The sequence below is a fragment of the Pseudomonas cremoris genome, assembly GCF_014230465.1.
In genome coordinates this window covers 270453-292777 of the sequence record NZ_JAAXCY010000003.1, presented here as the reverse complement: position 1 = coordinate 292777, position 22325 = coordinate 270453, and the positions used below count along the sequence as shown (strand labels likewise).

The 22325-nt window shown below is 59.1% G+C and carries 20 protein-coding genes; 4 read left to right on the top strand and 16 right to left on the bottom strand.

Annotated features, from left to right (window positions below):
• Nucleotides 1-71: 71 nt before the first annotated feature.
• The 15 genes from rnhB to rpsB all read right to left on the bottom strand — a co-directional run bounded on the left by rnhB (nucleotide 72) and on the right by rpsB (nucleotide 14729).
• Nucleotides 72-704, bottom strand: a complete 633-nt coding sequence (gene rnhB / locus HF257_RS08040) for a ribonuclease HII (protein WP_185707382.1) — start codon at nucleotides 702-704, stop codon at nucleotides 72-74.
• Nucleotides 701-1840, bottom strand: a complete 1140-nt coding sequence (gene lpxB / locus HF257_RS08035; RefSeq protein WP_185707384.1) for a lipid-A-disaccharide synthase — start codon at nucleotides 1838-1840, stop codon at nucleotides 701-703. The genes rnhB and lpxB overlap by 4 nt, the downstream gene beginning before the upstream one ends.
• Before the next feature lie 2 nt (nucleotides 1841-1842).
• Nucleotides 1843-2619, bottom strand: coding sequence for an acyl-ACP--UDP-N-acetylglucosamine O-acyltransferase (gene lpxA, locus HF257_RS08030; RefSeq protein WP_185707386.1), 777 nt, complete (start codon nucleotides 2617-2619; stop codon nucleotides 1843-1845).
• Entirely contained in the window at nucleotides 2616-3056 is a 441-nt protein-coding gene (fabZ, locus tag HF257_RS08025) for a 3-hydroxyacyl-ACP dehydratase FabZ (RefSeq protein WP_003172281.1), read from the bottom strand. The genes lpxA and fabZ overlap by 4 nt, the downstream gene beginning before the upstream one ends.
• A gap of 111 nt (nucleotides 3057-3167) precedes the next feature.
• Entirely contained in the window at nucleotides 3168-4223 is a 1056-nt protein-coding gene (gene lpxD / locus HF257_RS08020) for a UDP-3-O-(3-hydroxymyristoyl)glucosamine N-acyltransferase (RefSeq protein WP_185707388.1), read from the bottom strand.
• Between the two features lie 3 nt (nucleotides 4224-4226).
• Nucleotides 4227-4730: an OmpH family outer membrane protein gene (locus HF257_RS08015; protein ID WP_105696264.1), complete on the bottom strand. Its 504-nt coding sequence runs from the start codon at nucleotides 4728-4730 to the stop codon at nucleotides 4227-4229.
• A 45-nt stretch (nucleotides 4731-4775) separates the two neighbouring features.
• Nucleotides 4776-7163 carry an outer membrane protein assembly factor BamA gene (bamA, locus tag HF257_RS08010; RefSeq protein ID WP_185707390.1) on the bottom strand — a complete coding sequence of 796 codons (2388 nt, stop codon included), beginning with the start codon at nucleotides 7161-7163 and terminating at the stop codon, nucleotides 4776-4778.
• Nucleotides 7164-7237: 74 nt separating this feature from the next.
• A complete protein-coding gene (gene rseP, locus HF257_RS08005) occupies nucleotides 7238-8590 on the bottom strand; it encodes a sigma E protease regulator RseP (protein ID WP_185707392.1) in 1353 nt (450 codons plus the stop codon).
• A gap of 54 nt (nucleotides 8591-8644) precedes the next feature.
• Nucleotides 8645-9835, bottom strand: coding sequence for a 1-deoxy-D-xylulose-5-phosphate reductoisomerase (gene ispC / locus HF257_RS08000; protein ID WP_185707394.1), 1191 nt, complete (start codon nucleotides 9833-9835; stop codon nucleotides 8645-8647).
• Complete coding sequence (locus HF257_RS07995; protein ID WP_185707396.1) at nucleotides 9832-10641, bottom strand: phosphatidate cytidylyltransferase; 810 nt, start codon at nucleotides 10639-10641, stop codon at nucleotides 9832-9834. The genes ispC and HF257_RS07995 overlap by 4 nt, the downstream gene beginning before the upstream one ends.
• Nucleotides 10642-11397 (bottom strand): polyprenyl diphosphate synthase, encoded by a 756-nt coding sequence (gene uppS, locus HF257_RS07990; protein WP_185707398.1) that lies wholly within the window; start codon nucleotides 11395-11397, stop codon nucleotides 10642-10644. It abuts the gene before it with no gap.
• 17 nt (nucleotides 11398-11414) lie between these two features.
• Nucleotides 11415-11972 (bottom strand): ribosome recycling factor, encoded by a 558-nt coding sequence (gene frr / locus HF257_RS07985; RefSeq protein WP_012722596.1) that lies wholly within the window; start codon nucleotides 11970-11972, stop codon nucleotides 11415-11417.
• Nucleotides 11969-12712 carry a UMP kinase gene (gene pyrH, locus HF257_RS07980; protein WP_003172271.1) on the bottom strand — a complete coding sequence of 248 codons (744 nt, stop codon included), beginning with the start codon at nucleotides 12710-12712 and terminating at the stop codon, nucleotides 11969-11971. Before pyrH ends, frr begins: the two co-directional genes overlap by 4 nt.
• Nucleotides 12713-12923: 211 nt before the next feature.
• A complete protein-coding gene (tsf, locus tag HF257_RS07975; protein WP_099583358.1) occupies nucleotides 12924-13787 on the bottom strand; it encodes a translation elongation factor Ts in 864 nt (287 codons plus the stop codon).
• 204 nt (nucleotides 13788-13991) lie between these two features.
• A complete protein-coding gene (gene rpsB, locus HF257_RS07970) occupies nucleotides 13992-14729 on the bottom strand; it encodes a 30S ribosomal protein S2 (protein ID WP_003189158.1) in 738 nt (245 codons plus the stop codon).
• 387 nt (nucleotides 14730-15116) lie between these two features.
• Here rpsB and map point away from each other — a divergent pair, with 387 nt between their 5' ends.
• The 3 genes from map (at nucleotide 15117) to dapC (ending at nucleotide 20059) form a co-directional block, all read left to right on the top strand.
• Nucleotides 15117-15905 (top strand): type I methionyl aminopeptidase, encoded by a 789-nt coding sequence (gene map / locus HF257_RS07965; protein ID WP_185707400.1) that lies wholly within the window; start codon nucleotides 15117-15119, stop codon nucleotides 15903-15905.
• A 74-nt stretch (nucleotides 15906-15979) separates the two neighbouring features.
• The gene (locus tag HF257_RS07960) at nucleotides 15980-18682 is read left to right on the top strand and encodes a [protein-PII] uridylyltransferase (protein WP_185707402.1); all 2703 of its coding nucleotides are present in this window, start codon (nucleotides 15980-15982) and stop codon (nucleotides 18680-18682) included.
• 177 nt (nucleotides 18683-18859) lie between these two features.
• Complete coding sequence (gene dapC, locus HF257_RS07955; RefSeq protein ID WP_185707404.1) at nucleotides 18860-20059, top strand: succinyldiaminopimelate transaminase; 1200 nt, start codon at nucleotides 18860-18862, stop codon at nucleotides 20057-20059.
• 12 nt (nucleotides 20060-20071) lie between these two features.
• Here dapC and HF257_RS07950 read toward each other — a convergent pair whose 3' ends face one another.
• A complete protein-coding gene (locus HF257_RS07950; protein WP_185707406.1) occupies nucleotides 20072-21715 on the bottom strand; it encodes a Na+/H+ antiporter in 1644 nt (547 codons plus the stop codon).
• A gap of 268 nt (nucleotides 21716-21983) precedes the next feature.
• Here HF257_RS07950 and HF257_RS07945 point away from each other — a divergent pair, with 268 nt between their 5' ends.
• Nucleotides 21984-22292 carry an arsenate reductase gene (locus HF257_RS07945; RefSeq protein ID WP_233081382.1) on the top strand — a complete coding sequence of 103 codons (309 nt, stop codon included), beginning with the start codon at nucleotides 21984-21986 and terminating at the stop codon, nucleotides 22290-22292.
• Nucleotides 22293-22325 lie beyond the last annotated feature (33 nt).

The window sequence follows — 22325 nt, the reverse complement described above, 5'->3', positions numbered from 1 at the left end:
TGATCTCTTATACGTGGAAAACAACAAGGCCCGGATTGTACCGGGCCTTGAGTAAAACATCAGCCTCGCGACTATACCTCGCTGAGGCTCTCCCGAGCTTCGTAAGCCTGACGAACCGGGGCGAACGAGCGGCGGTGGATGGGTGTCGGACCCAAGCGAGCCAAGGCTTCCAGATGAACGGGCGTCGGATAGCCCTTGTGGCCACCAATACCGTAGCCGGGGTAGATCAATTCGAACGCAGCCATTTCACGATCACGGCTGACTTTGGCCAGGATCGAGGCGGCGGCGATGGCGGGCACCTTGCTATCGCCCTTGACCACGGCTTCAGACGGCATCGTCAGTTTCGGGCAACGGTTGCCGTCGATCATCGCCAGTTTTGGCGTGACGTGCAGCCCCTCCACCGCGCGCTGCATCGCGAGCATGGTGGCGTGAAGAATGTTCAGCTCGTCGATTTCCTCGACTTCGGCACGAGCGATGTGCCAGCTCAGCGCTTTTTCGCAGATCTCGTCGAAGAGCTTTTCGCGGCGAGCTTCGGTGAGTTTTTTCGAGTCGTTGAGGCCGAGTATCGGGCGGTTCGGGTCGAGAATCACCGCCGCTGTGACAACAGCGCCGCACAGCGGACCGCGCCCTACCTCATCAACACCGGCCACCAGTTCGTGGGCTTGTGCGACCAGGCTGAAATCCAGGCCCATTTGCGTCGTCATAGGGAATCCTGCTTTTGGCCGATCAAGGTCAACACGGCATCCGCCGCCTGGTTGGACGCATCCCGACGCAAAATGCGATGGATAGCGTCAAAACCACGGGTCTGCTCTTCGCCACCATCGATCAGGGGGAGTACGGTTTGCGCCAGGGCTTCAGGCGTTGCATCGTCCTGCAATAATTCCGGCACCAACAGTCGCTGGGCCAGCAGGTTGGGCAAGGAGATGTAGGGGCTCTTGACCATGCGCTTGAGAATCCAGAAGGTCAGCGGTGCCAAGCGGTAGGCCACGACCATCGGGCGCTTGTACAACAAGGCCTCCAGGGTCGCGGTGCCCGAGGCAATCAGCACCGCATCACAGGCGGCCAGGGCCAGGTGCGATTGGCCATCCAACAGGGTCAACGGCAGGCTGCGGCCTTCCAGCAACGTTTCGATCTGCGCGCGACGTTGCGGGCTGGCACACGGCAGTACGAAGCGCACGCCGGGCTTCAAGGCCATCAGGCGTTCAGCTGCATCAAAAAACAACGCGCCCAGACGACCGACTTCGCCGCCCCGGCTGCCTGGCATCAGCGCAACCAGCGGCCCCTCAGCCAAGCCCAATTCGGCACGGGCAGCTGCTCGTTCAGCCTGCAGGGGGATCGTATCGGCCAAGGTATGCCCGACAAACCGCACCGGCACGCCCTTCTCTTCGTAGAACTTCGCCTCAAACGGCAACAAGGTCAGCATCAAATCGCAGCCTTCGCGAATTTTCAACACGCGCTTCTGCCGCCACGCCCATACGGACGGGCTGACGTAGTGCACGGTCTTGATACCGGCCTGACGCAATTTGAGTTCGATATTGAGGGTGAAGTCCGGCGCGTCGATTCCGATGAAGACGTCAGGCTTTTCTTCGATCAGGGTCTGGATCAGCAGCTTGCGGCGAGCCAGCAGTTCACGAAGGCGACCCAGCACTTCCACCAACCCCATGACCGACAAGCGCTCCATGGGGAAGTAGGACGTGAGCCCTTCGGCCTGCATCAACGGACCACCGACGCCAATGAACTCCACCGCCGGATGCTGGGCCTTGAGGGCCCGCATGAGACCTGCGCCCAGAATATCGCCGGAAGCTTCTCCGGCCACCAGCGCGATACGCAGATTGGCCATGATTAGCGGGTGATGCCGCGAGTCGACGCCTGGATAGAGTCACGGAACACCGCGACTTCCGGGAACAACGCTGCCGGCTCGGCCAGTTGGGTCAACGCCTGCTCTACCGTCAGCCCCTGGCGGTAAACCACCTTGTAGGCACGACGCAGGGCATGGATCGCCTCTTCGCTGAAACCACGACGGCGCATGCCCTCGAAGTTCATGCTGCGGGCTTCGGCCGGGTTGCCGAACACGGTGACATACGCGGGAACATCCTTGCCGATGGCGGTACCCATGCCGGAAAAGCTGTGGGCGCCGATATGGCAATACTGATGCACCAGGGTGAAACCGGACAGGATCGCCCAGTCATCAACGTGCACATGGCCAGCCAGCGCAGTGTTGTTGACCAGGATGCAGTGGTTGCCAATTACGCTGTCATGGCCGATGTGGGCATAGGCCATCACCAGGTTGTGGTCACCCAGGGTGGTTTCTGCACGGTCTTGCACAGTCCCACGGTGAATGGTCACGCCTTCTCGAATGATATTGTGATCACCGATTACCAGGCGTGTTTCTTCACCCTTGTACTTCATGTCCGGGGTGTCTTCGCCTACCGAGGAAAACTGGTAGATACGATTATGTTTGCCAATGCGGGTCGGACCTTTGAGGATCACATGCGGCCCGATGACAGTCCCCTCGCCGATTTCAACACCTGCGCCGATGATCGACCAAGGGCCGACCTCAACGTCGGCGGCCAGAACGGCCGACGGATCGATGATTGCGCGAGGGTCAATCAAACTCATAGTTTGCGTTCCGCACAGATGATCTCGGCAGAGCACACCGGCTTGCCGTCAACCGAAGCCTGGCACTCAAACTTCCAGATCTGGCGTTTGCAGCTGATGAACTTGGCTTCCAGGATCAGCTGGTCACCCGGGGTGACCGGGTTGCGGAAACGCAACTTGTCGGAGCCCACGAAATAGTAAAGCGTGCCGTCGGCAGGCTTGAGGTCGAGCATTTTGAAACCAAGGATACCGGCAGCCTGGGCCATCGCTTCGATGATCAACACGCCCGGCATGATTGGATGCGCGGGAAAGTGACCGTTGAAGAACGGTTCGTTGATGCTGACATTCTTGTAGGCACGAATGCGCTTTTCCTCAACATTGAGGTCCACTACACGGTCCACCAGCAGGAACGGGTAACGGTGAGGCAGGTATTCGCGAATCTCGTTGATGTCCATCATTTCGGGGGGAAGCCTGTAATAAAGATTGGGGGCGGGCGAACTAAACGCACGCCCCGCTAGCAAATCAAGGAGGCAGTCTAGCGGCTGTGCACACTTGATATGGAAATGGTATCAGCCTTCTGATGAAGCATTACCGCCAGGGGTCACGTCCCCAACACGCTTTTCCAGCTGTTTGAGACGTCGAGCCATGTCGTCGAGCTGCCTCAAACGTGCTGCACTCTTGCGCCACTCAGCCGCAGGCTGCATGGCGGTACCGGACGAATAGGCCCCTGGCTCGGTAATCGAGTGGGTCACCATGGTCATGCCGGTGATGAAGACGTTGTCGCAAATGTCGATATGCCCCACCAGCCCAACGCCACCGGCGAGCATGCAATGCTTGCCGATCTTGGTGCTGCCGGAGATGCCCACACAGGCGGCCATGGCGGTGTGATCGCCAATCTGCACGTTGTGGGCAATCTGGATCTGGTTGTCGAGCTTCACGCCATTACCGATCACGGTATCGGCCAGGGCCCCACGATCGACCGCGGTGTTCACGCCAATTTCCACGTCGTCGCCGATCAATACGCCGCCGACCTGGGCAATCTTGTTCCAGATACCCTTGGAATTGGCAAAGCCAAAACCTTCACCGCCGATGACCGCGCCGGATTGAATCACTACACGCTCACCAATACGCACGTCGTGGTACAGGGTCACGCGGGGTGCCAACCAGCCGCCAGCGCCGATTTCGCAGCGCGCGCCGATAAAACAATGGGCGCCAACCGTCACGCCAGCCGCGACACGCGCGCCACTTTCGATCACCGCAAAGGCGCCAATGCTAGCCGCAGGGTCGACCTGGGCATCATCGGCGATCACCGCCGACGGATGAATACCGACGGCTGCCTTGGGTTTTGGATCGAACAGGTGCGACACCTGCGCATACGCCAGGTACGGATCGGCCACCACCAGCGCATCCCCGGTAAACCCTTCGGCATCAGCAGCTTTCAGCAACACGGCGGCGGCTTGACTGTCGACGAGGTATTTACGGTATTGGGGGTTTGCGAGGAAGCTCAACTGAGCTGGGCCAGCCTCCTGCAAAGTGGCTAGCCCAGTGATTTCTTTCTCCGGGGAGCCACGCAAAGTGGCTCCCAGGAACTCGGCCAACTCGCCGAGTTTGATAGTCGCGGTCATGGCTTACTTCAGCTGGTTCATGCGCTCGATCACCTGGCGGGTGATGTCGTATTGAGGCTTGACGTCGATCACAGCGCCACGCTCGAACACCAGGTCAAAGGCACCTTTCTTGATGACTTCTTCCACAGCGCTGTCGAGTTTTGGCTTCAGCTGTTTCAGCATTTCGCGGTCAGCAACAGCCTTGGCTTCGTTCAGCTCCTTGGACTGGAACTGGTAGTCACGGGCCTTTTGCTTGAATTCAAGCTCCAGGCGCTCGCGCTCGCCTTGCTGCATCTTGTCACCGCCGGCAACCAGGCGATCCTGGATCCCCTTGGCGCTGCTTTCCAGAGTTTTCAGCTTGGTCAGTTGAGGACCGAATTTTTTCTCGGCATCCACGGCGTACTTCTTGGCCGCATCGGATTCCAACAGAGCCATCTGATAGTTCAGGACGGCGATTTTCATTTCGGCGAAGGCCGGGCTTGCTACCAACACGGTGGCCAGCAGTACCAATTGAGTCAACTTACGCACGATGCACTCCTACAGAATCCGTTGTCGTTATCTTGGGTCAGACGCTTAGAACGTCTGGCCGAGGGAGAATTGGAAAATCTGGGTTTCAGCGTTATCAGGCTTCTTGATCGGCATGGCCAGAGCAAAGCTCAATGGGCCAAGCGCAGTCACCCATGTCACACCCACGCCCACGGAGCTTGCCAGGTTGCTCAGGCTCACGTCGTTGCACTGGGTTTCAGACTTCACGCCACTCGGGTTTCTGATCTGCTCGCACTTGGAGTCGAACACGTTACCCACGTCCCAGAATACCGACGTACGCAGCGAGCGCTGGTCCTTGACGAATGGCAGCGGGAACAGAATCTCCGCACCACCCTGGATCAGTACGTTGCCACCGAACGGCAGCGGGTCATTGTCCGAGTCAGCCACGGTGCCCTGGTTACCGGTTACACCAACACCACGGCTTGGAGTACCACGCGGGCCCAAGGTGCTGTCTTTGAAACCACGTACGGAGTTGAAGCCACCCGCATAGTAGTTCTCGTAGAACGGTAGACCATTGGTGGAACCATAACCATCGCCATAGCCCAGCTCAGTGTGCAGGCGCATGGTGTAGTTGTCGCTCAACGGCTGGAACAGCTGGCCGCGGTAGTCAAGCTTGAAGAACGACAGGTCGCTGCCCGGCGTGGTGGCTTCAAGGGTCAAGCTCTGGGAGTGACCACGGGTTGCCAGTACACCTTTGTTCAGGGTCGACTCGGACCAGCCGGCCGACGCCTTGAAGTTCAGGAACTTGTCGCCTTCAGTACGCACGAAGTTGAAGATTTCGTCCACGGTGTACACACCGGTCTTGATCTCATCCTGTTGCGCGGTCAGGCCGAAGGTCAGACGCGAGGTCTCACTGATCGGGTAGCCGATGTTCACGCCAGCACCCAGGCTGTCGATCGCATAGCTTGCAACGTCAACGTCGAGGTCTTTGTAGTCGGTGGTGCGGTAGAAGGCGTTGTAGCCCAGGCTCACACCGTCAGCAGTCCAGTAGGGGTCGACATAACCGAAGTTATAGCGGCTCTGGTATTCGCTTCGGGTCAGGCCGATGGACACCTTGTTACCGGTACCCAGGAAGTTGTTCTGGGTAATCGAACCACCGAGGATCAGACCGGCACTCTGTGCGAAGCCGACGCTGGCGGTGATGGAACCCGACGCTTGCTCTTCCACGGCGTAGTTCACGTCAACCTGGTCATCCACACCGGGTACGGCTGGTGTTTCGACGTTGACTTCCTTGAAGAAGCCCAGGCGCTCAAGACGGGTCTTGGACTGGTCGATCAGGTAAGTCGACGCCCAGCCACCTTCCATCTGACGCATTTCACGACGCAGCACTTCGTCCGCAGACTTGGTGTTGCCACGGAAATTGATACGGTTCACGTAGGCACGCTTGCCTGGATCGACGACGAAGGTGATGTCCACAGTGTGGTCATCATCATGCGGGGTCGGTACACCGTTGACGTTGGCGAAGGTATAGCCTTCGTTACCCAGGCGACGGGTGATCAGTTCGGAGGTGGTGGTCATCAGCTTGCGCGAGAACACCTGGTCTTTCTGCACCAGCAGCAGGGCCTTGACCTGGTCTTCAGGTACTTTCAGGTCGCCGCTCAGCTTGACGTCACGAACCTTGTACTTCTCGCCTTCGTTGACGTTGACGGTGATGTAGACGTGCTTCTTGTCCGGGGTGATGGACACCTGGGTCGAAGCGATATCCATGTTGATATAGCCACGGTCCAGGTAGTAGGAACGCAGACGCTCCAGGTCACCGGACAGTTTTTCGCGGGCGTACTTGTCATCGTTCTTGAAGAACGACAACCAGTTGGTGGTCTTGAGTTCGAACAGGTCGATCAGGTCGTCATCAGCGAACTTGGTGTTACCCACCACGTTGATGTGCTGGATCGCCGCCACGGTGCCTTCGTTGATGTTGACCTTCAGGCCAACACGGTTACGAGGTTGCGGAACCACTTCCGTTTCCACGGTCGCGGAATAGCGACCTTGGGCGACGTACTGGCGTTGCAGCTCGTTACGCACACCCTCAAGGGTGGCGCGCTGGAAGATCTCGCCCTCGGCCAGGCCGGATTGCTTCAGACCTTTCATCAAGTCTTCAGTAGAGATCGCCTTGTTGCCTTCGATCTCGATACTCGCGACGGAAGGTCGCTCGACGACGGTGATGACCAGGACGTTACCTTCGCGACCCAGTTGGATGTCTTGAAAGAAACCGGTTTTGAACAGCGCACGAGTGGATTCCACCAGGCGACGGTCATCAGCCTGTTCACCGACGTTCAACGGTAATGCACCAAAGACGCTACCCGCGGAAACCCGCTGGAGGCCGTTGACGCGAATATCGGAGATGGTGAAGGACTCGGCGTGAACTTCGGCGATCATCAATACGGTGAGAACCGCAGTTAGCAGCAGACGTTTCATGAAGTCCTTTCTTATTCCAACTGGCAATAAACAAACTGCCGCAAAATGCGGCAGATTCGCAATTCAGCGAAGCGTTACAGTCTTCCCAGATCGTTGACCAAGGCTAACAACATCACCCCGACCACCAAACTGATACCGATCTGTATCCCCCAACCCTGCACCCGATCCGACAAGGGACGACCACGCGCCCACTCGACCAGATAAAACAACAGATGCCCCCCATCCAATACAGGAATGGGCAGCAAATTCAGAACGCCCAGGCTAATACTCAGATAAGCCAGGAAATTCAGGAAATCCGCGACACCCGACTGGGCAGAAGCGCCCGCCACTTTAGCAATGGTTATCGGTCCACTCAAGTTTTTTACCGAGAGCTCACCGAACAACATTTTCTTGAGGGATTCGAGGGTCAGTACACTCATGGTCCAGGTACGTTTTGCACCCTCGCCAATCGCTGCCAACGGCCCGTAACTCACCTCGCGAACCATCGACGGCGGCCAATCGACACCTTTGACCCCCGCACCCAGGTAACCCCCGGCTGCCTTGGCCTCTCCACGTACCGCCAGGGTCACAGGGACGTCGATTTGAGCACCCTCGCGCTCAATTTTCAGCACAATCTTGGTATCAGGACGTACACGCACCAAGTCGACCACTTGCTGCCAGTCGCCCAGCGGCTGACCATCCAATGCGAGCAAACGGTCGCCGGTTTTCAGACCCGCGGCCTGGGCCGGTCCTTTCGGATCCAGCTCGGCGAGCACCGGCGGCAGCGCAGGACGCCACGGACGGATCCCCAGGGACTTGATCGGATCGGGCTCATCAGCACCTTTGAGCCAGTGGTCCAACGCCAGCTCACGCGAGAGCTCGGCACTGGAATCCTGTTCACGCACCACTACATTGACGGTACCGCTCTCGCCCAAACGACGAACCAACTGCAAATTGACCGCGCCCCATCCGGTGGTAGGCTCGCCATCAATGGAAACAATCTCCTGCCCCGCAACCAGGCCGGCCTTGGCCGCCATGCTGTCAGCCTCGACCGCGCCGATGACCGGACGCACCTGCTGGCTCCCCAGCATCGCAAGGACCCAGAAAAACACAATCGCCAACAAAAAGTTGGCGATTGGGCCGGCAGCAACGATAGCGATACGCTGACGAACGGTCTTGCGATTAAAGGATTGGTCCAACTGGTCAGCCGGCACTTCGCCTTCGCGCTCATCGAGCATCTTGACGTAGCCGCCCAGCGGGATGGCCGCGATCACGAATTCAGTGCCACGGCGGTCGTGCCAGCGCAACAACGGCATGCCGAAACCGACTGAAAAGCGCAATACCTTGACGCCGCAACGACGCGCCACCCAAAAGTGACCGAATTCGTGGAAGGTAACCAGCACACCCAGAGCAACCAGGGTGCCGACAATCATGTAAAGCGCACTCATCTAATTTCTCCGCATTCCAATCCAGTGCCTGCCAGGCTCAAACGCGCCAACAGTTTAACGCGCGTTGCGGTTCAACCACTGTTCGGCCAGGACCCGAGCCTTGCTGTCGGCCTCGAACACCGCCGCAAGATCATCCACCGCCACAACGGGTTCAAGCTGTAGAACGTCCTCGATGATACTCGCGATCTGCGGAAAGCGGATGCGTCCGTCGAGAAACGCCGCCACAGCCACTTCATTGGCCGCATTGAGCACCGCAGGCGCGCTGTTACCCGCTTGCGCCACTTGTCGCGCCAGGCGCAGGCAAGGAAAGCGCTGCTCATCCGGCGCTTCGAAGTCCAGGCGGGCAATAGCGAACAAGTCCAATGGCGCCACACCGGAATCGATGCGCTCAGGCCAAGCCAGGGCGTTGGCGATGGGCGTGCGCATATCAGGATTGCCCAACTGCGCCAACACCGAACCATCTACATAGTCGACCAGGGAATGAATCACACTTTGTGGGTGGATCACCACCTCGACCTGATCGGGCCGCGCATCGAAAAGCCAGCAGGCCTCAATCAACTCCAGGCCTTTGTTCATCATGCTCGCCGAGTCTACGGAGATCTTTCGCCCCATGGACCAATTCGGGTGCGCGCATGCCTGGTCGGGCGAGACGTGCTCCAGCTCAGCCAGCGGCGTTTGCCGGAACGGACCACCGGAGGCCGTCAGCAGGATGCGGCGCACACCCACCTGGCTCAGGCCACGCGAGTAGTCGCCGGGCATGCATTGGAAGATTGCGTTGTGCTCACTGTCGAGGGGCAGCAGCACAGCACCGCTCTTGCGCACAGCCTGCATGAACAGCGCACCGGACATGACCAGGGCTTCTTTATTGGCCAGCAGGATCTTCTTGCCAGCATCTACGGCTGCCAGCGTCGGGCGCAGCCCCGCAGCGCCAACAATCGCGGCGACCACGGTGTCCACTTCCGCATCAGCCGAGACCTGGCACAAGCCCTCCTCCCCCACCAGCACCTGAGTCGAGAGCCCGGCAGCCCGCAAGTCATCCTGCAAGCCACGCGCCGCGGTCACTTCAGGCACTACGGCAAAACGCGGCGCGTAGCGCACACACAGCGCCAGCAGCTCGCTCAGGCGGGTGAACCCGGTCAAGGCAAAAACCTGGTAGCGATCCGGGTGGCGAGCGATCACATCCAGGGTGCTCAACCCTACCGAACCGGTTGCACCCAGCACGGTTACCTGTTGCAAGCGGCTCACGAAGCAGTCATCCACAACAGCACGGCGAAGACCGGGATGGCAGCCGTCAGGCTGTCGATACGGTCAAGCACCCCACCGTGCCCCGGCAGCAGGTTGCTACTGTCCTTGATCCCGGCCTGGCGCTTGAACATGCTTTCGGTAAGATCACCGACCACCGAGATAAATACAACGATGGCAGTACCCAGCAAGGCCAGGAAGATTTCCTTCACCGACCAATCGCGCACGACACCGACCACCAACGTGATCAGCAGCGTCAATGCCAGGCCGCCGTAGACGCCCTCCCAACTCTTGCCCGGGCTGACCGCCGGTGCCAGCTTGCGCTTGCCGAAAGCCCGGCCAGAGAAGTAGGCACCGATATCAGCACCCCACACCAACACCATCACCGCCATGATCAGCCAGTTGCCCATCGGCGAATTCTTGATCTCCACCAGCCCTTGCCAGGCAGGCAGCAGGATCAACAAGCCAATCACCAACTTGCTGGCAACGCTGGACCAGTGGCCGCTGGTGCGCGGAAAGGTCAGCACCAGGAAGGTCGCCAACGCCCACCACAACACCGCCGCGCCCAACACCCACGGCACGACAATGCTCGACAGGGTATGCATCAGAAACAGCAACAGGGCGACCACTGCGGCATACGCTACACGCGGCAATTGCTCGTTAAAGCCCGCCAGACGCGCCCACTCCCAAGCCCCCAACGTAACGACCAGGCCAATAAACAGCGCAAAGCCGGAACCATCGAGCAGGAAAAACCCACACAGGGCGATTGGCAACAGGATCAGTGCAGTGATGATTCGTTGTTTAAGCATTTAAACCCGGGCTCCAGCTTCGATCTGCTCGCTCGTTTTACCGAAGCGACGCTGACGGGAAGCGAAATCGGCCAGCGCATTGCGCATGGCATCGTGTTTGAAGTCCGGCCAGAACAGGTCGGAGAAGTACAGCTCGGTGTAGGCAAGCTGCCACAGGAGGAAGTTGCTGATACGGTGCTCGCCACCGGTACGGATGCACAGGTCCGGCAACGGCAGGTCGCCGGTCACCAGGCACGTCTGCAACAGTTCGGGGGTGATGTCGTCCGGACGCAGATGACCGGCCTGCACCTCGCGAGCCAGCCGCTGCGCAGCCTGGGCGATATCCCACTGGCCGCCGTAATTGGCTGCGATCTGCAGCACAAAGCGATTGGTCCCCGCGGTAATGGCCTCAGCCTCGCGCATGGCCGCCTGCAATTCCGGATGGAAGCGCGAGCGATCACCGATGATACGCAGGCTGATGTTGTTCTCATTAAGGCGCTTGGCCTCACGGCGCAGCGCCTTGAAGAACAGGTCCATCAAGGCACTGACTTCTTCGGCAGGCCGCTGCCAGTTCTCACTGGAGAAGGCGAACAAGGTCAACACTTCAACCTTGGCCTCGGCGCACACCTCAATCACCGCCCGCACCGCATCGACACCCGCTTTATGCCCGGCAACACCCGGCATAAAGCGTTTCTTCGCCCAGCGATTATTCCCATCCATGATGATCGCGACATGGCGCGGCACCACGGAGGGTACAGTCTGCTTGGTCTTTTCCATGAAGGCGTCCTGACCCCTTATACGGCCATCAGGTCCTTTTCTTTTTCTTCCGTGGCCTTGGTGATCTGGGCCTCGGCATCTTTGGTCAGCTTGTCGATATCGGCGGTGGCACGACGCTCTTCGTCTTCGCTGATTTCCTTGTCCTTGACCAGTTTTTTCAGGTCACCCAAGGCATCGCGACGAATGTTGCGCACGGCAACACGGGCGTCTTCGGCTGCGCTACGCGCTTGCTTGGTGAAGCCCTTACGGGTTTCTTCAGTCAGCGCAGGCATGGAGATCAGCAGCAACTCACCCAGGTTGGTCGGGTTGAGGTTCAGGCCGGCGCTCTGGATTGCCTTGTCGACAGCACCGAGCATGTTGCGCTCAAACGCTACGACTTGCAGGGTGCGCGAGTCTTTAACGGTAATGTTGGCGACGCTGCTGATCGGCGTATCGGAGCCGTAGTAAGGCACCATCACGCTGCCCAGGATGCTCGGGTGCGCCTTGCCGGTACGAATCTGGCCGAATGCGTGGCTCAGAGACTCCAGGGATTTCTGCATACGCGCTTGGGCGTCTTTCTTGATTTCGTTGATCATTGTTGGCCTTCCTCGATCAGAGTCCCTTCCGCGCCGCCGTGTACGATATTCAGCAGGGCGCCGGGCTTGTTCATGTTAAATACGCGCAGCGGCATCTTGTGGTCGCGGCACAGGCAAATAGCCGTCAGGTCCATCACGCCCAGCTTGCGATCCAGTACTTCATCGTAGGTCAGATGATCGAACTTCTCGGCATGCGGGTCTTTGAATGGGTCTGCGGTGTACACGCCGTCGACCTTGGTGGCCTTCAACACGACGTCAGCATCGATCTCGATAGCGCGCAGGCACGCAGCCGAATCGGTAGTGAAGAACGGGTTGCCGGTACCAGCAGCGAAGATCACCACCTCTTTGGCGTTCAGGTGGCGCATGGCTTTGCGGCGATCATAGTGATCGGTCACGCCAACCATGGAAATAGCCGACATCACGATAGCCGAGATATTGGCACGCTCCAGGGCGTCGCGCATGGCCAAGGCATTCATCACAGTGGCCAGCATGCCCATGTGGTCGCCGGTAACCCGATCCATGCCGGCAGCACTCAGCGCTGCACCACGGAACAGGTTGCCGCCGCCAATCACCAGGCCGACCTGTACGCCGATACCAACCAGCTGGCCGACTTCCAGCGCCATACGGTCGAGCACCTTGGGATCGATCCCGAACTCTTCCGAGCCCATCAGGGCCTCGCCGCTGAGCTTGAGTAGAATGCGTTTATAGCGAGCCTGATAACCACTGCCCTGCTGAGCCATTGCGAATCTCTCCTGCGGCGTATTTTTTAAAAATTCTTGGCGAGCCGTTTACGGCTTGCGTTCACTCTAGCTGGACGCTATCACAGCGCCATCGGAACACGGCTTTGTAAGCCAGTTCCGAGGGTAAGCCAAATAAAATCGGCCTGCCCATTTGAAAAGAGGCTGCGCGCGTGAGCGGGCAGCCTCTTTCGGGCGACAGTTGAAAACTGTCTTATTGCTTGGCGGCAGCCAGCTGGGCAGCAACTTCTTCAGCGAAGTTGTCGACCGGCTTCTCGATGCCTTCGCCTACTTTGAAGTAAGTGAAGGAAACGATTTCAGCACCGGCTTTCTTAGCCAGTTCGCCAACCTTGATTTCAGGGTTCTTGACGAACGCCTGCTCAACCAGGCTTGCTTCGGCCAGGAACTTGCTGATACGGCCTTTGACCATGTTCTCAACAATGTTTTCTGGCTTGCCTTTGATTTTCTCTTCGTTCAGCTGCAGGAACACAGCTTTTTCACGCTCGATCGCTTCGGCAGAAACTTCCGAAGGCAGCAGGAACTCAGGGTTGCTTGCCGCTACGTGCATGGCGATGTCTTTGGCCAGCTCGACGTTACCGCCTTTCAGGACAACTGCAACACCGATCTTGTTGCCGTGCAGGTAGCCACCAACAACATCACCTTCAACACGAACCAGGCGACGGATGTTGACGTTTTCGCCAACCTTGCCGACCAGTACCAGGCGAGCAGCTTCTTGAGCTTCGATCAGCGGAGCGACGTCAGTCAGCTTGTCGGCGAACGCTTTTTCAACGCTGGCAGCAACGAAAGCCTTGAAGTCGTCTTGCAGGGCCAGGAAGTCGGTCTGCGAGTTCACTTCCAGCAGAACAGCAGATTTGCCGTCTTCTTTCAGAGCGATCGCGCCTTCAGCAGCTACGTTGCCTGCTTTCTTGGCAGCCTTGATGGCGCCGGAAGCACGCATGTCATCAATGGCTTTTTCGATGTCGCCGTCAGCCTTTTCCAGGGCTTTCTTGCAATCCATCATGCCTTCGCCGGTACGCTCACGCAGTTCTTTAACCAACGCTGCAGTAATTGCTGCCATTTTCAAATTCCTCTTGGATAGGTTTTCAACCATTCCACCCGATCGAACGGGGGATCAATTCTTCCCGAATCACCCTTGTAGGCTGCTGCACGTTACAGTCGCTAGGTTGCGCTGCCACAAGTGGGCGCCGACAAATGGTTTTCGAGGTGGCAAAAAGGGGGCCAAGCCCCCTTTTTGCTTACTGAGTCAACGCCAGGGCGTCAATTACTCAGCGGCAGCTACCGGAGCTTCTTCAACGAACTGCTCGGTACCACCAGCAACGTGGTTGCGACCACGGATTACAGCGTCAGCCATCGAACCCATGTACAGCTGGATAGCGCGGATTGCGTCATCGTTGCCTGGGATGATGTAGTCAACGCCTTCCGGGCTGCTGTTGGTATCGACTACGCCGATAACAGGGATGCCCAGCTTGTTGGCTTCGGTGATCGCGATGCGCTCGTGATCAACGTCGATAACGAACAGTGCGTCAGGCAGACCGCCCATGTCCTTGATACCACCCAGGGAACGATCGAGCTTTTCCAGGTCACGGGAGCGCATCAGCGCTTCTTTCTTGGTCAGCTTGGCGAAAGTACCGTCTTCGGCTTGCACTTCAAGGTCACGCAGACGCTTGATGGAAGCACGGATGGTTTTGAAGTTGGTCAGCATGCCGCCCAACCAGCGGTGATCGACGTACGGCGAGCCGCAACGTGCTGCTTCTTCAGCAACGATCTTGCCAGCGGAACGCTTGGTGCCGACGAACAGGATCTTGTTTTTGCCCTGGGCCAGACGCTCTACGAAAGTCAGAGCTTCGTTGAACATTGGCAGGGTTTTTTCAAGGTTGATAATGTGAATCTTGTTACGCGCGCCGAAAATGTATTTACCCATTTTCGGGTTCCAGTAACGGGTCTGGTGACCGAAGTGCACACCGGCCTTCAGCATATCGCGCATGTTGACTTGGGACATGATAGTTCCTTAATAAGTCGGGTTTGGCCTCCACGTATCCCAATGACCAACCAGCGGCATCAAGGCCTCCGGCACCCAGGTCATCGTGTCGACACGTGTGTGGATTTAAGCTCTGCGGGGTATCCCCGGAAAGCGGCGCATTTTATACCACAGCATCGACAAAAACGAAACCCGCAATCACATTTGCCGTCGACCGCTTTCACGCAAGCCCTTGAATAGAGCCAACAACCCCCTACCTTATAGAGAGAAGCGATCATCAGAGGCTCATGATTTGACGCCATCGTCTGTTAGAATCGCGTTTTCTGTGGCTTGTGCGAATTCTGTAACCTTTTGTCGCGCGCCCGTAAACCGTATTGATTTCAGCGCGTCGCGCTAGAGAGAGCCTGTATGACCGTTAGTTTGAAAACCGCCGAAGACATTGCTGGCATGCGCATCGCCGGCAAACTGGCTGCCGACGTGCTGGAAATGATTGCCGAACACGTCAAGCCCGGCGTCACCACCGAGACCCTGAACCAGATCTGCCACGACTATATAGTCAACGTGCAAGGTGCCATCCCTGCGCCACTGAACTACAAGGGTTTCCCCAAGTCGATCTGCACCTCGGTCAACCACGTGGTTTGCCACGGTATTCCGGGCGACAAACCGTTGAAGGACGGCGACACTCTGAACATCGACGTCACCGTGATCAAGGACCGTTATTTCGGCGATACCAGCCGCATGTTCCACGTCGGCACCGTGCCGGTCTGGGCAGAGCGCCTGTCCCAGGTGACCCAGGAATGCATGTACAAGGCCATCGAGATCGTAAAACCTGGCTGCCGCCTGGGCGACATCGGTGAAGTTATCCAGAAGCACGCCGAAAAGAACGGCTTCTCGGTCGTGCGCGAATTCTGCGGCCATGGCATCGGCACCGTGTTCCACGAGGAACCACAAATCCTGCACTACGGCCGTGCCGGCACCGGCATGGAACTGAAAGCCGGCATGACCTTCACCATCGAGCCGATGATCAACCAGGGCAAGGCCGACACCAAAGTGCTGGGCGACGGTTGGACCGCCATCACCAAGGACCGCAAGCTCTCCGCCCAGTGGGAACACACCCTGCTGGTGACCGAGACCGGCTACGAGATCTTTACCCTGCGCGCCGACGACACGATCCCACGCGTTTCGGGTGCCGTTTAGGTGTAAGCAGGTTGCTTCAGGTTTTCCCACATTGTGTAGTGACTGACTGAATAGATAGAAAGGAAAGCCGATCGATGCCCCAGGTGGATCCCGAACTCTTCGACCGTGGCCAGTTCCAGGCCGAGCTGGCCCTGAAGGCGAGCCCTATCGCCGCTTTCAAGAAGGCGATCCGCCAGGCCCGCGAGGTACTCGACGAGCGCTTTCGCAGTGGCCGCGACATCCGCCGGCTGATCGAGGACCGCGCCTGGTTCGTCGATAACATCCTGCAAAAGGCCTGGGAGCAGTTCAGCTGGAGCGAAGACGCCGATATCGCCCTGGTGGCGGTTGGCGGCTACGGTCGTGGTGAGTTGCACCCCTACTCCGACATCGACCTGCTGATCCTGCTGGACAGCGCCGATCACGAGATCTTTCGCGATTCCATCGAGCGTTTTCTCACGTTGCTGTGGGACATCGGCCTGGAAGTCGGCCAGAGCGTTCGCTCAGTGGACGAATGCGCCGAAGAAGCCCGCGCCGACCTCACCGTCATCACCAACTTGATGGAAAGCCGCACCATCGCCGGCCCCGAGCGTTTGCGCCAGCGCATGCTCGAAGTCACCAGCACCGCGCACATGTGGCCGAGCAAGGATTTCTTCCTGGCCAAGCGTGCCGAGCAGAAAGCCCGGCACCACAAATACAACGACACCGAATACAACCTGGAACCCAACGTCAAAGGCTCGCCTGGCGGGTTGCGGGATATCCAGACGATCCTGTGGGTAGCCCGCCGCCAGTACGGCACTCTGAACCTGCGCGCCCTGGCGGGCGAGGGGTTCCTGGTTGAGAGCGAAAACGCCCTGCTCGCCTCGTCCCAGGAATTCTTGTGGAAGGTCCGCTACGCCCTGCACATGCTGGCCGGCCGCTCCGAGGACCGCCTGCTGTTCGACCACCAGCGCTCCATCGCCACCCTGCTTGGGTTTGAGGGTGAAGACGCGAAGACCAGCATCGAAAGTTTCATGCAGCAGTATTACCGGGTCGTCATGAGCATTGCCCAGCTCAGCGACCTGATCATCCAGCACTTCGAAGAGGTGATCCTGGCCCCCGAAGACGAAGCGCCACCGCAGCCGATCAATGCGCGCTTCCAGTTGCACGACGGTTATATCGAGGCGCGCAACGACAACGTGTTCCGCCGAACGCCGTTCGCGATGCTGGAGATCTTCGTGCTGATGGCCCAGCAGCCGGAAATCAAAGGCGTGCGTGCCGACACCATCCGCCTGCTACGCGAAAACCGTCACCTGATCGACGACGACTTCCGCAACGATATCCGCAACACCAGCCTGTTCATCGAGCTGTTCAAATGCAAGATCGGCATCCATCGCAACCTGCGGCGCATGAACCGTTACGGCATCCTTGGGCGCTACCTGCCAGAGTTCGGCTTTATCGTCGGGCAGATGCAGCACGACCTGTTCCACATCTATACCGTGGACGCCCACACCCTGAACCTGATCAAGCACCTGCGTAAGTTGCAGTACACCCAGGTGTCAGAGAAATTCCCACTGGCCAGCAAACTCATGGCCAAGCTGCCCAAGCCCGAACTGATCTACCTGGCCGGGCTGTACCACGACATCGGCAAGGGCCGGCATGGCGATCACTCGGAAGTCGGTGCCGTTGACGCCGAAGCGTTCTGCCAGCGCCATCAGTTGCCCGTGTGGGACAGCCGCCTGATCGTCTGGCTGGTGCAGAACCACCTGGTGATGTCGACCACCGCCCAGCGCAAAGACTTGTCCGACCCGCAGGTAATCCACGACTTCGCCGGGATCGTCGGCGACGAGACCCGCCTCGACTACCTGTACGTGCTCACCGTTTCCGATATCAACGCCACCAACCCGACGCTGTGGAACTCGTGGCGCGCCAGCCTGCTGCGCCAGCTGTACACCGAGACCAAGCGCGCCCTGCGCCGTGGCCTGGAAAACCCGGTAGACCGCGAAGAACAGATCCGCCGCACCCAAAGCGCGGCCCTGGACATTCTGGTACGCGGCGGCAACGACCCGGACGACGTCGAGCAGTTGTGGTCGCAACTGGGTGACGATTACTTCCTGCGCCACACGGCTGGCGATGTCGCCTGGCACAGCGACGCGATCCTGCAGCAACCGGCCGATGGCGGCCCGCTGGTGTTGATCAAGGAAACCACCCAGCGCGAATTCGAAGGCGGCACGCAGATCTTCATCTATGCGCCGGACCAGCACGACTTCTTCGCTGTGACCGTGGCGGCCATGGACCAACTCAACCTGAACATTCATGACGCACGCGTGATCACCTCCAGCAGCCAGTTCACCCTCGACACCTATATCGTGCTCGACACCGAAGGCGAGTCGATTGGCGATAACCCCGCACGTGTGAAAAAGATTCGCGAAGGCCTTACCGAGGCCCTGCGCAACCCTGACGACTATCCGACCATCATCCAGCGCCGGGTACCGCGCCAGCTCAAGCACTTTGCATTTGCGCCACAGGTGACCATCTCCAATGACGCCCAGCGCCCGGTGACGGTGCTGGAACTCAGCGCGCCGGATCGCCCTGGCCTACTGGCGCGTATCGGCGGGATCTTCCTGGAATTCGACCTGTCGTTGCAGAACGCCAAGATTGCGACCCTCGGCGAGCGTGTGGAAGACGTGTTCTTCATCACCGACGCCGACAACCAGCCGCTGTCCGACCCCGAGCTGTGCCGGCGCTTGCAGGAAGCCATCGTGCAGCAGTTGAGCGTGACTCAAGAGCCTGGGGTCGAGCTCACCCGGCTGACCATTTGAACACCCAATTTCACTGTGGGAGCAGGCTTGTGTGGGAGCGGGCTTGCTCGCGAATGCAGTCTGTCGGCTACACATGAGCTGACTGATCCACCGCTTTCGCGAGCAAGCCCGCTCCCACACTGGACTTTCTTTACCCAGCAGACCGCATGCTTTCAACTGATTTTGAACGAGGCTTACATGAACAACGCCCTGAACCAGCTCCAGCCCTACCCGTTCGAGAAACTGCGCGCCCTGCTGGGCAGCGTTACGCCAAACCCGGACAAGCGCCCGATCGCGCTGTCCATCGGCGAACCGAAGCACAAATCCCCGGAGTTCGTCGCCAAGGCCCTGGCCGACAACCTCGACCAGATGGCGGTTTACCCGACCACCCTGGGCATCCCGGCCCTGCGCGAGGCCATCGGCGCCTGGTGCGAACGTCGCTTCAACGTGCCCACGGGCTGGCTCGACCCGGCGCGCAATATCCTGCCGGTCAACGGCACCCGTGAAGCGCTGTTCGCCTTCACCCAAACCGTCGTCAATCGCGGTGACGATGCGCTGGTGGTGAGCCCGAACCCGTTCTACCAGATCTACGAAGGCGCCGCGTTCCTGGCCGGGGCCAAGCCGCATTACCTGCCGTGCCTGGACAGCAACGGCTTCAACCCGGACTTCGATGCCGTGACGCCGGATATCTGGAAACGCTGCCAGATCCTGTTCCTGTGCTCCCCGGGTAACCCGACCGGCGCGTTGATCCCGGTCGACACCCTGAAAAAGCTCATCGCCCTGGCCCACGAATACGACTTCGTGATCGCCGCCGACGAGTGCTACAGCGAGCTGTACTTCGACGAACAAACCCCGCCACCTGGCCTGCTGAGCGCCTGCGTCGAACTGGGGCGCCAGGACTTCAAGCGTTGCGTGGTGTTCCATAGCCTGTCCAAGCGCTCCAACCTGCCGGGCCTGCGTTCCGGTTTCGTCGCGGGCGATGCGGATATTCTCAAGGCCTTCCTGCTGTACCGTACCTATCACGGCTGCGCCATGCCGGTACAAACCCAGCTGGCCAGCATCGCGGCCTGGCAGGACGAAGCCCACGTACAGGCCAACCGTGACCTGTACCGGGAAAAATTCGACGCCGTGCTGACCATCCTCAAGCCGGTGCTGGATGTGCAAAGCCCTGACGGTGGGTTTTACCTGTGGCCGAATGTGAATGGCGATGATGCGGCGTTCTGCCGGGACTTGTTTGTGGAGGAACACGTGACCGTGGTGCCGGGCTCTTACCTGTCGCGGGAAGTAGATGGCTTTAACCCCGGCGCCGGGCGTGTGCGCATGGCCCTGGTTGCGCCGTTGGCGGAGTGTGTCGAAGCGGCGGAGCGGATCCGGGATTTTATCCAGCGTCACCGCTAAGTGTTACCTGGGTCATTTCACCGGCCCCAGATTCGCCTCACTCATATCCAAATCAGCCAACACCTCCCTCAAAACGTCATCACCGATCTGGTGATGACGGCTCAAGCTATACAATTCCAAACGCTGTGCCCGCAGGGCCTTGAGCCTTAACTTGCGCTCAAGCAGGTCCATCTGCTGCGCCAGCGCCTGGGCTTCGGCCGAGTCGTTGAACACTTCCAACTGGTGGCGGTATTCAGACATCAGGCGAGCCTTGAGCTCAGTCGCGAGCGCCGCCTGGGCAGCGTCCTGAGTTTCGGAGTCAGCGGGCTCTTCGGCTTCCAGGGCGTGGATCGCGGCAACGGCGGTCTTCTTCCAAGCCTCGCGTACCTCGTTATGGCGCTTTTCATCCGGACTCTTCTCGATACCGCGCAATAGCAGTGGCAACGCAATACACGCCGCAATCAGTGACAGCAGGATCACCCCGGCCGCAATGAAGATCAGCAAATCGCGCTCAGGAAAGTCCTGGCCCGGCGCCAGCAGCAACGGCACCGACATCACACCGGCGAGGGTCACCGCACCGCGCACGCCACCGACAGTCAGCAGCCAGCAAGACCGGGCGGTGGGCACCAGCGTCAGTTCGCTTTTCCCACGCACCCTGCGCAACAACCCCGACAGCCGCCAGATGCTCTGAACCCAGACAAACCGCAGTACTACCAGCACCAGGAAAATCCCGATCACGTCGAGGCAGCGATAGAACAACGCTGGCCATAACGTGGGCTCATGGCTGACCACAGCTTTGATGATGTCCGGCAGTTGCAGGCCCAACAGCAAGAAGATCAGGCCGTTGAAGGCAAACTCCAGCAACGACCACACACTGCGGTTGAGCAACCGTGTACTGGTCTGGCGTGGCAACAGGTCGAGCCAGCTTTGCATCATGCCCGCCGCGACTGCCGACAAGATGCCCGATGCACCCAGGCGCTCAGCCAGCACATATGCGGCAAACGGCAGCAACAACATAAACACCACGTGAGTCGCCGGATCATCCCAACCACGAGCGATCATCCATGCGCGCAGGCGGCCGACCAGCCAGCTCAGCGCCACGCCAACGGCCAAGCCACCCACCGCCACTAGCACAAACGTCAGACTGGCATCCGCCAGGGAGAACACCCCGGTCAACGCCGCCGCCAGGGCGAACTTGAAGGTCACCAGGCCCGACGCATCATTCATCAAGGCCTCGCCCTGCAGCATGTGCATCAACGGCGTAGGCAGGCGGTTCTGAGAAATGGCCGACACCGCCACGGCGTCCGTCGGCGATAAAACTGCTGCCAGGGCGAAAGCCACTGGCAGCGGGATCGTAGGCAAAATCCAATGTATGAAGTAGCCGGCACCGACTACGGTAAACAGCACGAGCCCCACCGCCAGCGTCAGGATCGGCCCGCGCAGCCGCCAAAACTCACGCTTGGGCATGCGCCAACCGTCCGAAAACAATAGCGGCGGCAGGAACAGAAACAGGAACAACTCCGGGTCCAGCGCCACATGCAGCCCCAGCGTGGGCCATGCCAGCAACGCGCCCGCAGCAATCTGCACCAAGGGCAACGGCAAAGGAATGATACGCCCGACCAGACGCGAAACGCTGACCAGCATCAGCAGGATAAGAACGGTGTAGGCGGTTTGCATAACGCGGGGTTCCCGGACAATCGACTTGCGAAGACACACTTGAGGCAACGACTGGCCGTTGAAGTGCCATATTCCCCGGCTATATTACTGGCCTGGCTGGCGCCTGGCATTTGCACATAAGTCGCACGCCGGCATGACGACCGGCACCACAGGCCGCCGGTCGTGGCATAATCCGTGACCTTTCGTTTCCATTGGTCCAAAGGGGGGCAATTCCTTGACCGTTTCAAGCAAAACCTTGCACCTTTTCGGCATCAAAGCCTGCGACACCATGAAAAAGGCGCGCACCTGGCTCGATGAGCACGGGCTGAGCTATGAGTTCCACGACTACAAAACGGCCGGTATCGACCGCGAACACTTGACCCAATGGTGCAACGAGCACGGTTGGCAGGTGGTTTTGAACCGTGCGGGCACCACCTTTCGCAAACTCGAAGACGAACGCAAAGCCGATCTCGATCAGTCGAAAGCCATTGAATTGATGCTCGCACAACCCTCGATGATCAAGCGCCCGGTGCTTGATCTCGGTGACAGAACCCTGATTGGCTTCAAGCCAGATAGTTATTCGGCGGCCCTCAAGTAGGCCAGCCCTTTCCATTTTTGTAGAGGTAACAGC

Excerpts from the sequence above, each read along its gene's own strand:
- rnhB (WP_185707382.1), bottom strand. The coding sequence starts at position 704 with ATGACGACGCAAATGGGCCTGGATTTCAGCCTGGTCGCACAAGCCCAC.
- lpxB (WP_185707384.1), bottom strand. The coding sequence starts at position 1,840 with ATGGCCAATCTGCGTATCGCGCTGGTGGCCGGAGAAGCTTCCGGCGAT.
- lpxA (WP_185707386.1), bottom strand. The coding sequence starts at position 2,619 with ATGAGTTTGATTGACCCTCGCGCAATCATCGATCCGTCGGCCGTTCTG.
- fabZ (WP_003172281.1), bottom strand. The coding sequence starts at position 3,056 with ATGATGGACATCAACGAGATTCGCGAATACCTGCCTCACCGTTACCCG.
- lpxD (WP_185707388.1), bottom strand. The coding sequence starts at position 4,223 with ATGACCGCGACTATCAAACTCGGCGAGTTGGCCGAGTTCCTGGGAGCC.
- bamA (WP_185707390.1), bottom strand. The coding sequence starts at position 7,163 with ATGAAACGTCTGCTGCTAACTGCGGTTCTCACCGTATTGATGATCGCC.
- rseP (WP_185707392.1), bottom strand. The coding sequence starts at position 8,590 with ATGAGTGCGCTTTACATGATTGTCGGCACCCTGGTTGCTCTGGGTGTG.
- HF257_RS07995 (WP_185707396.1), bottom strand. The coding sequence starts at position 10,641 with ATGCTTAAACAACGAATCATCACTGCACTGATCCTGTTGCCAATCGCC.
- uppS (WP_185707398.1), bottom strand. The coding sequence starts at position 11,397 with ATGGAAAAGACCAAGCAGACTGTACCCTCCGTGGTGCCGCGCCATGTC.
- frr (WP_012722596.1), bottom strand. The coding sequence starts at position 11,972 with ATGATCAACGAAATCAAGAAAGACGCCCAAGCGCGTATGCAGAAATCC.
- pyrH (WP_003172271.1), bottom strand. The coding sequence starts at position 12,712 with ATGGCTCAGCAGGGCAGTGGTTATCAGGCTCGCTATAAACGCATTCTA.
- tsf (WP_099583358.1), bottom strand. The coding sequence starts at position 13,787 with ATGGCAGCAATTACTGCAGCGTTGGTTAAAGAACTGCGTGAGCGTACC.
- rpsB (WP_003189158.1), bottom strand. The coding sequence starts at position 14,729 with ATGTCCCAAGTCAACATGCGCGATATGCTGAAGGCCGGTGTGCACTTC.
- map (WP_185707400.1), top strand. The coding sequence starts at position 15,117 with ATGACCGTTAGTTTGAAAACCGCCGAAGACATTGCTGGCATGCGCATC.
- HF257_RS07960 (WP_185707402.1), top strand. The coding sequence starts at position 15,980 with ATGCCCCAGGTGGATCCCGAACTCTTCGACCGTGGCCAGTTCCAGGCC.
- dapC (WP_185707404.1), top strand. The coding sequence starts at position 18,860 with ATGAACAACGCCCTGAACCAGCTCCAGCCCTACCCGTTCGAGAAACTG.
- HF257_RS07950 (WP_185707406.1), bottom strand. The coding sequence starts at position 21,715 with ATGCAAACCGCCTACACCGTTCTTATCCTGCTGATGCTGGTCAGCGTT.
- HF257_RS07945 (WP_233081382.1), top strand. The coding sequence starts at position 21,984 with ATGAAAAAGGCGCGCACCTGGCTCGATGAGCACGGGCTGAGCTATGAG.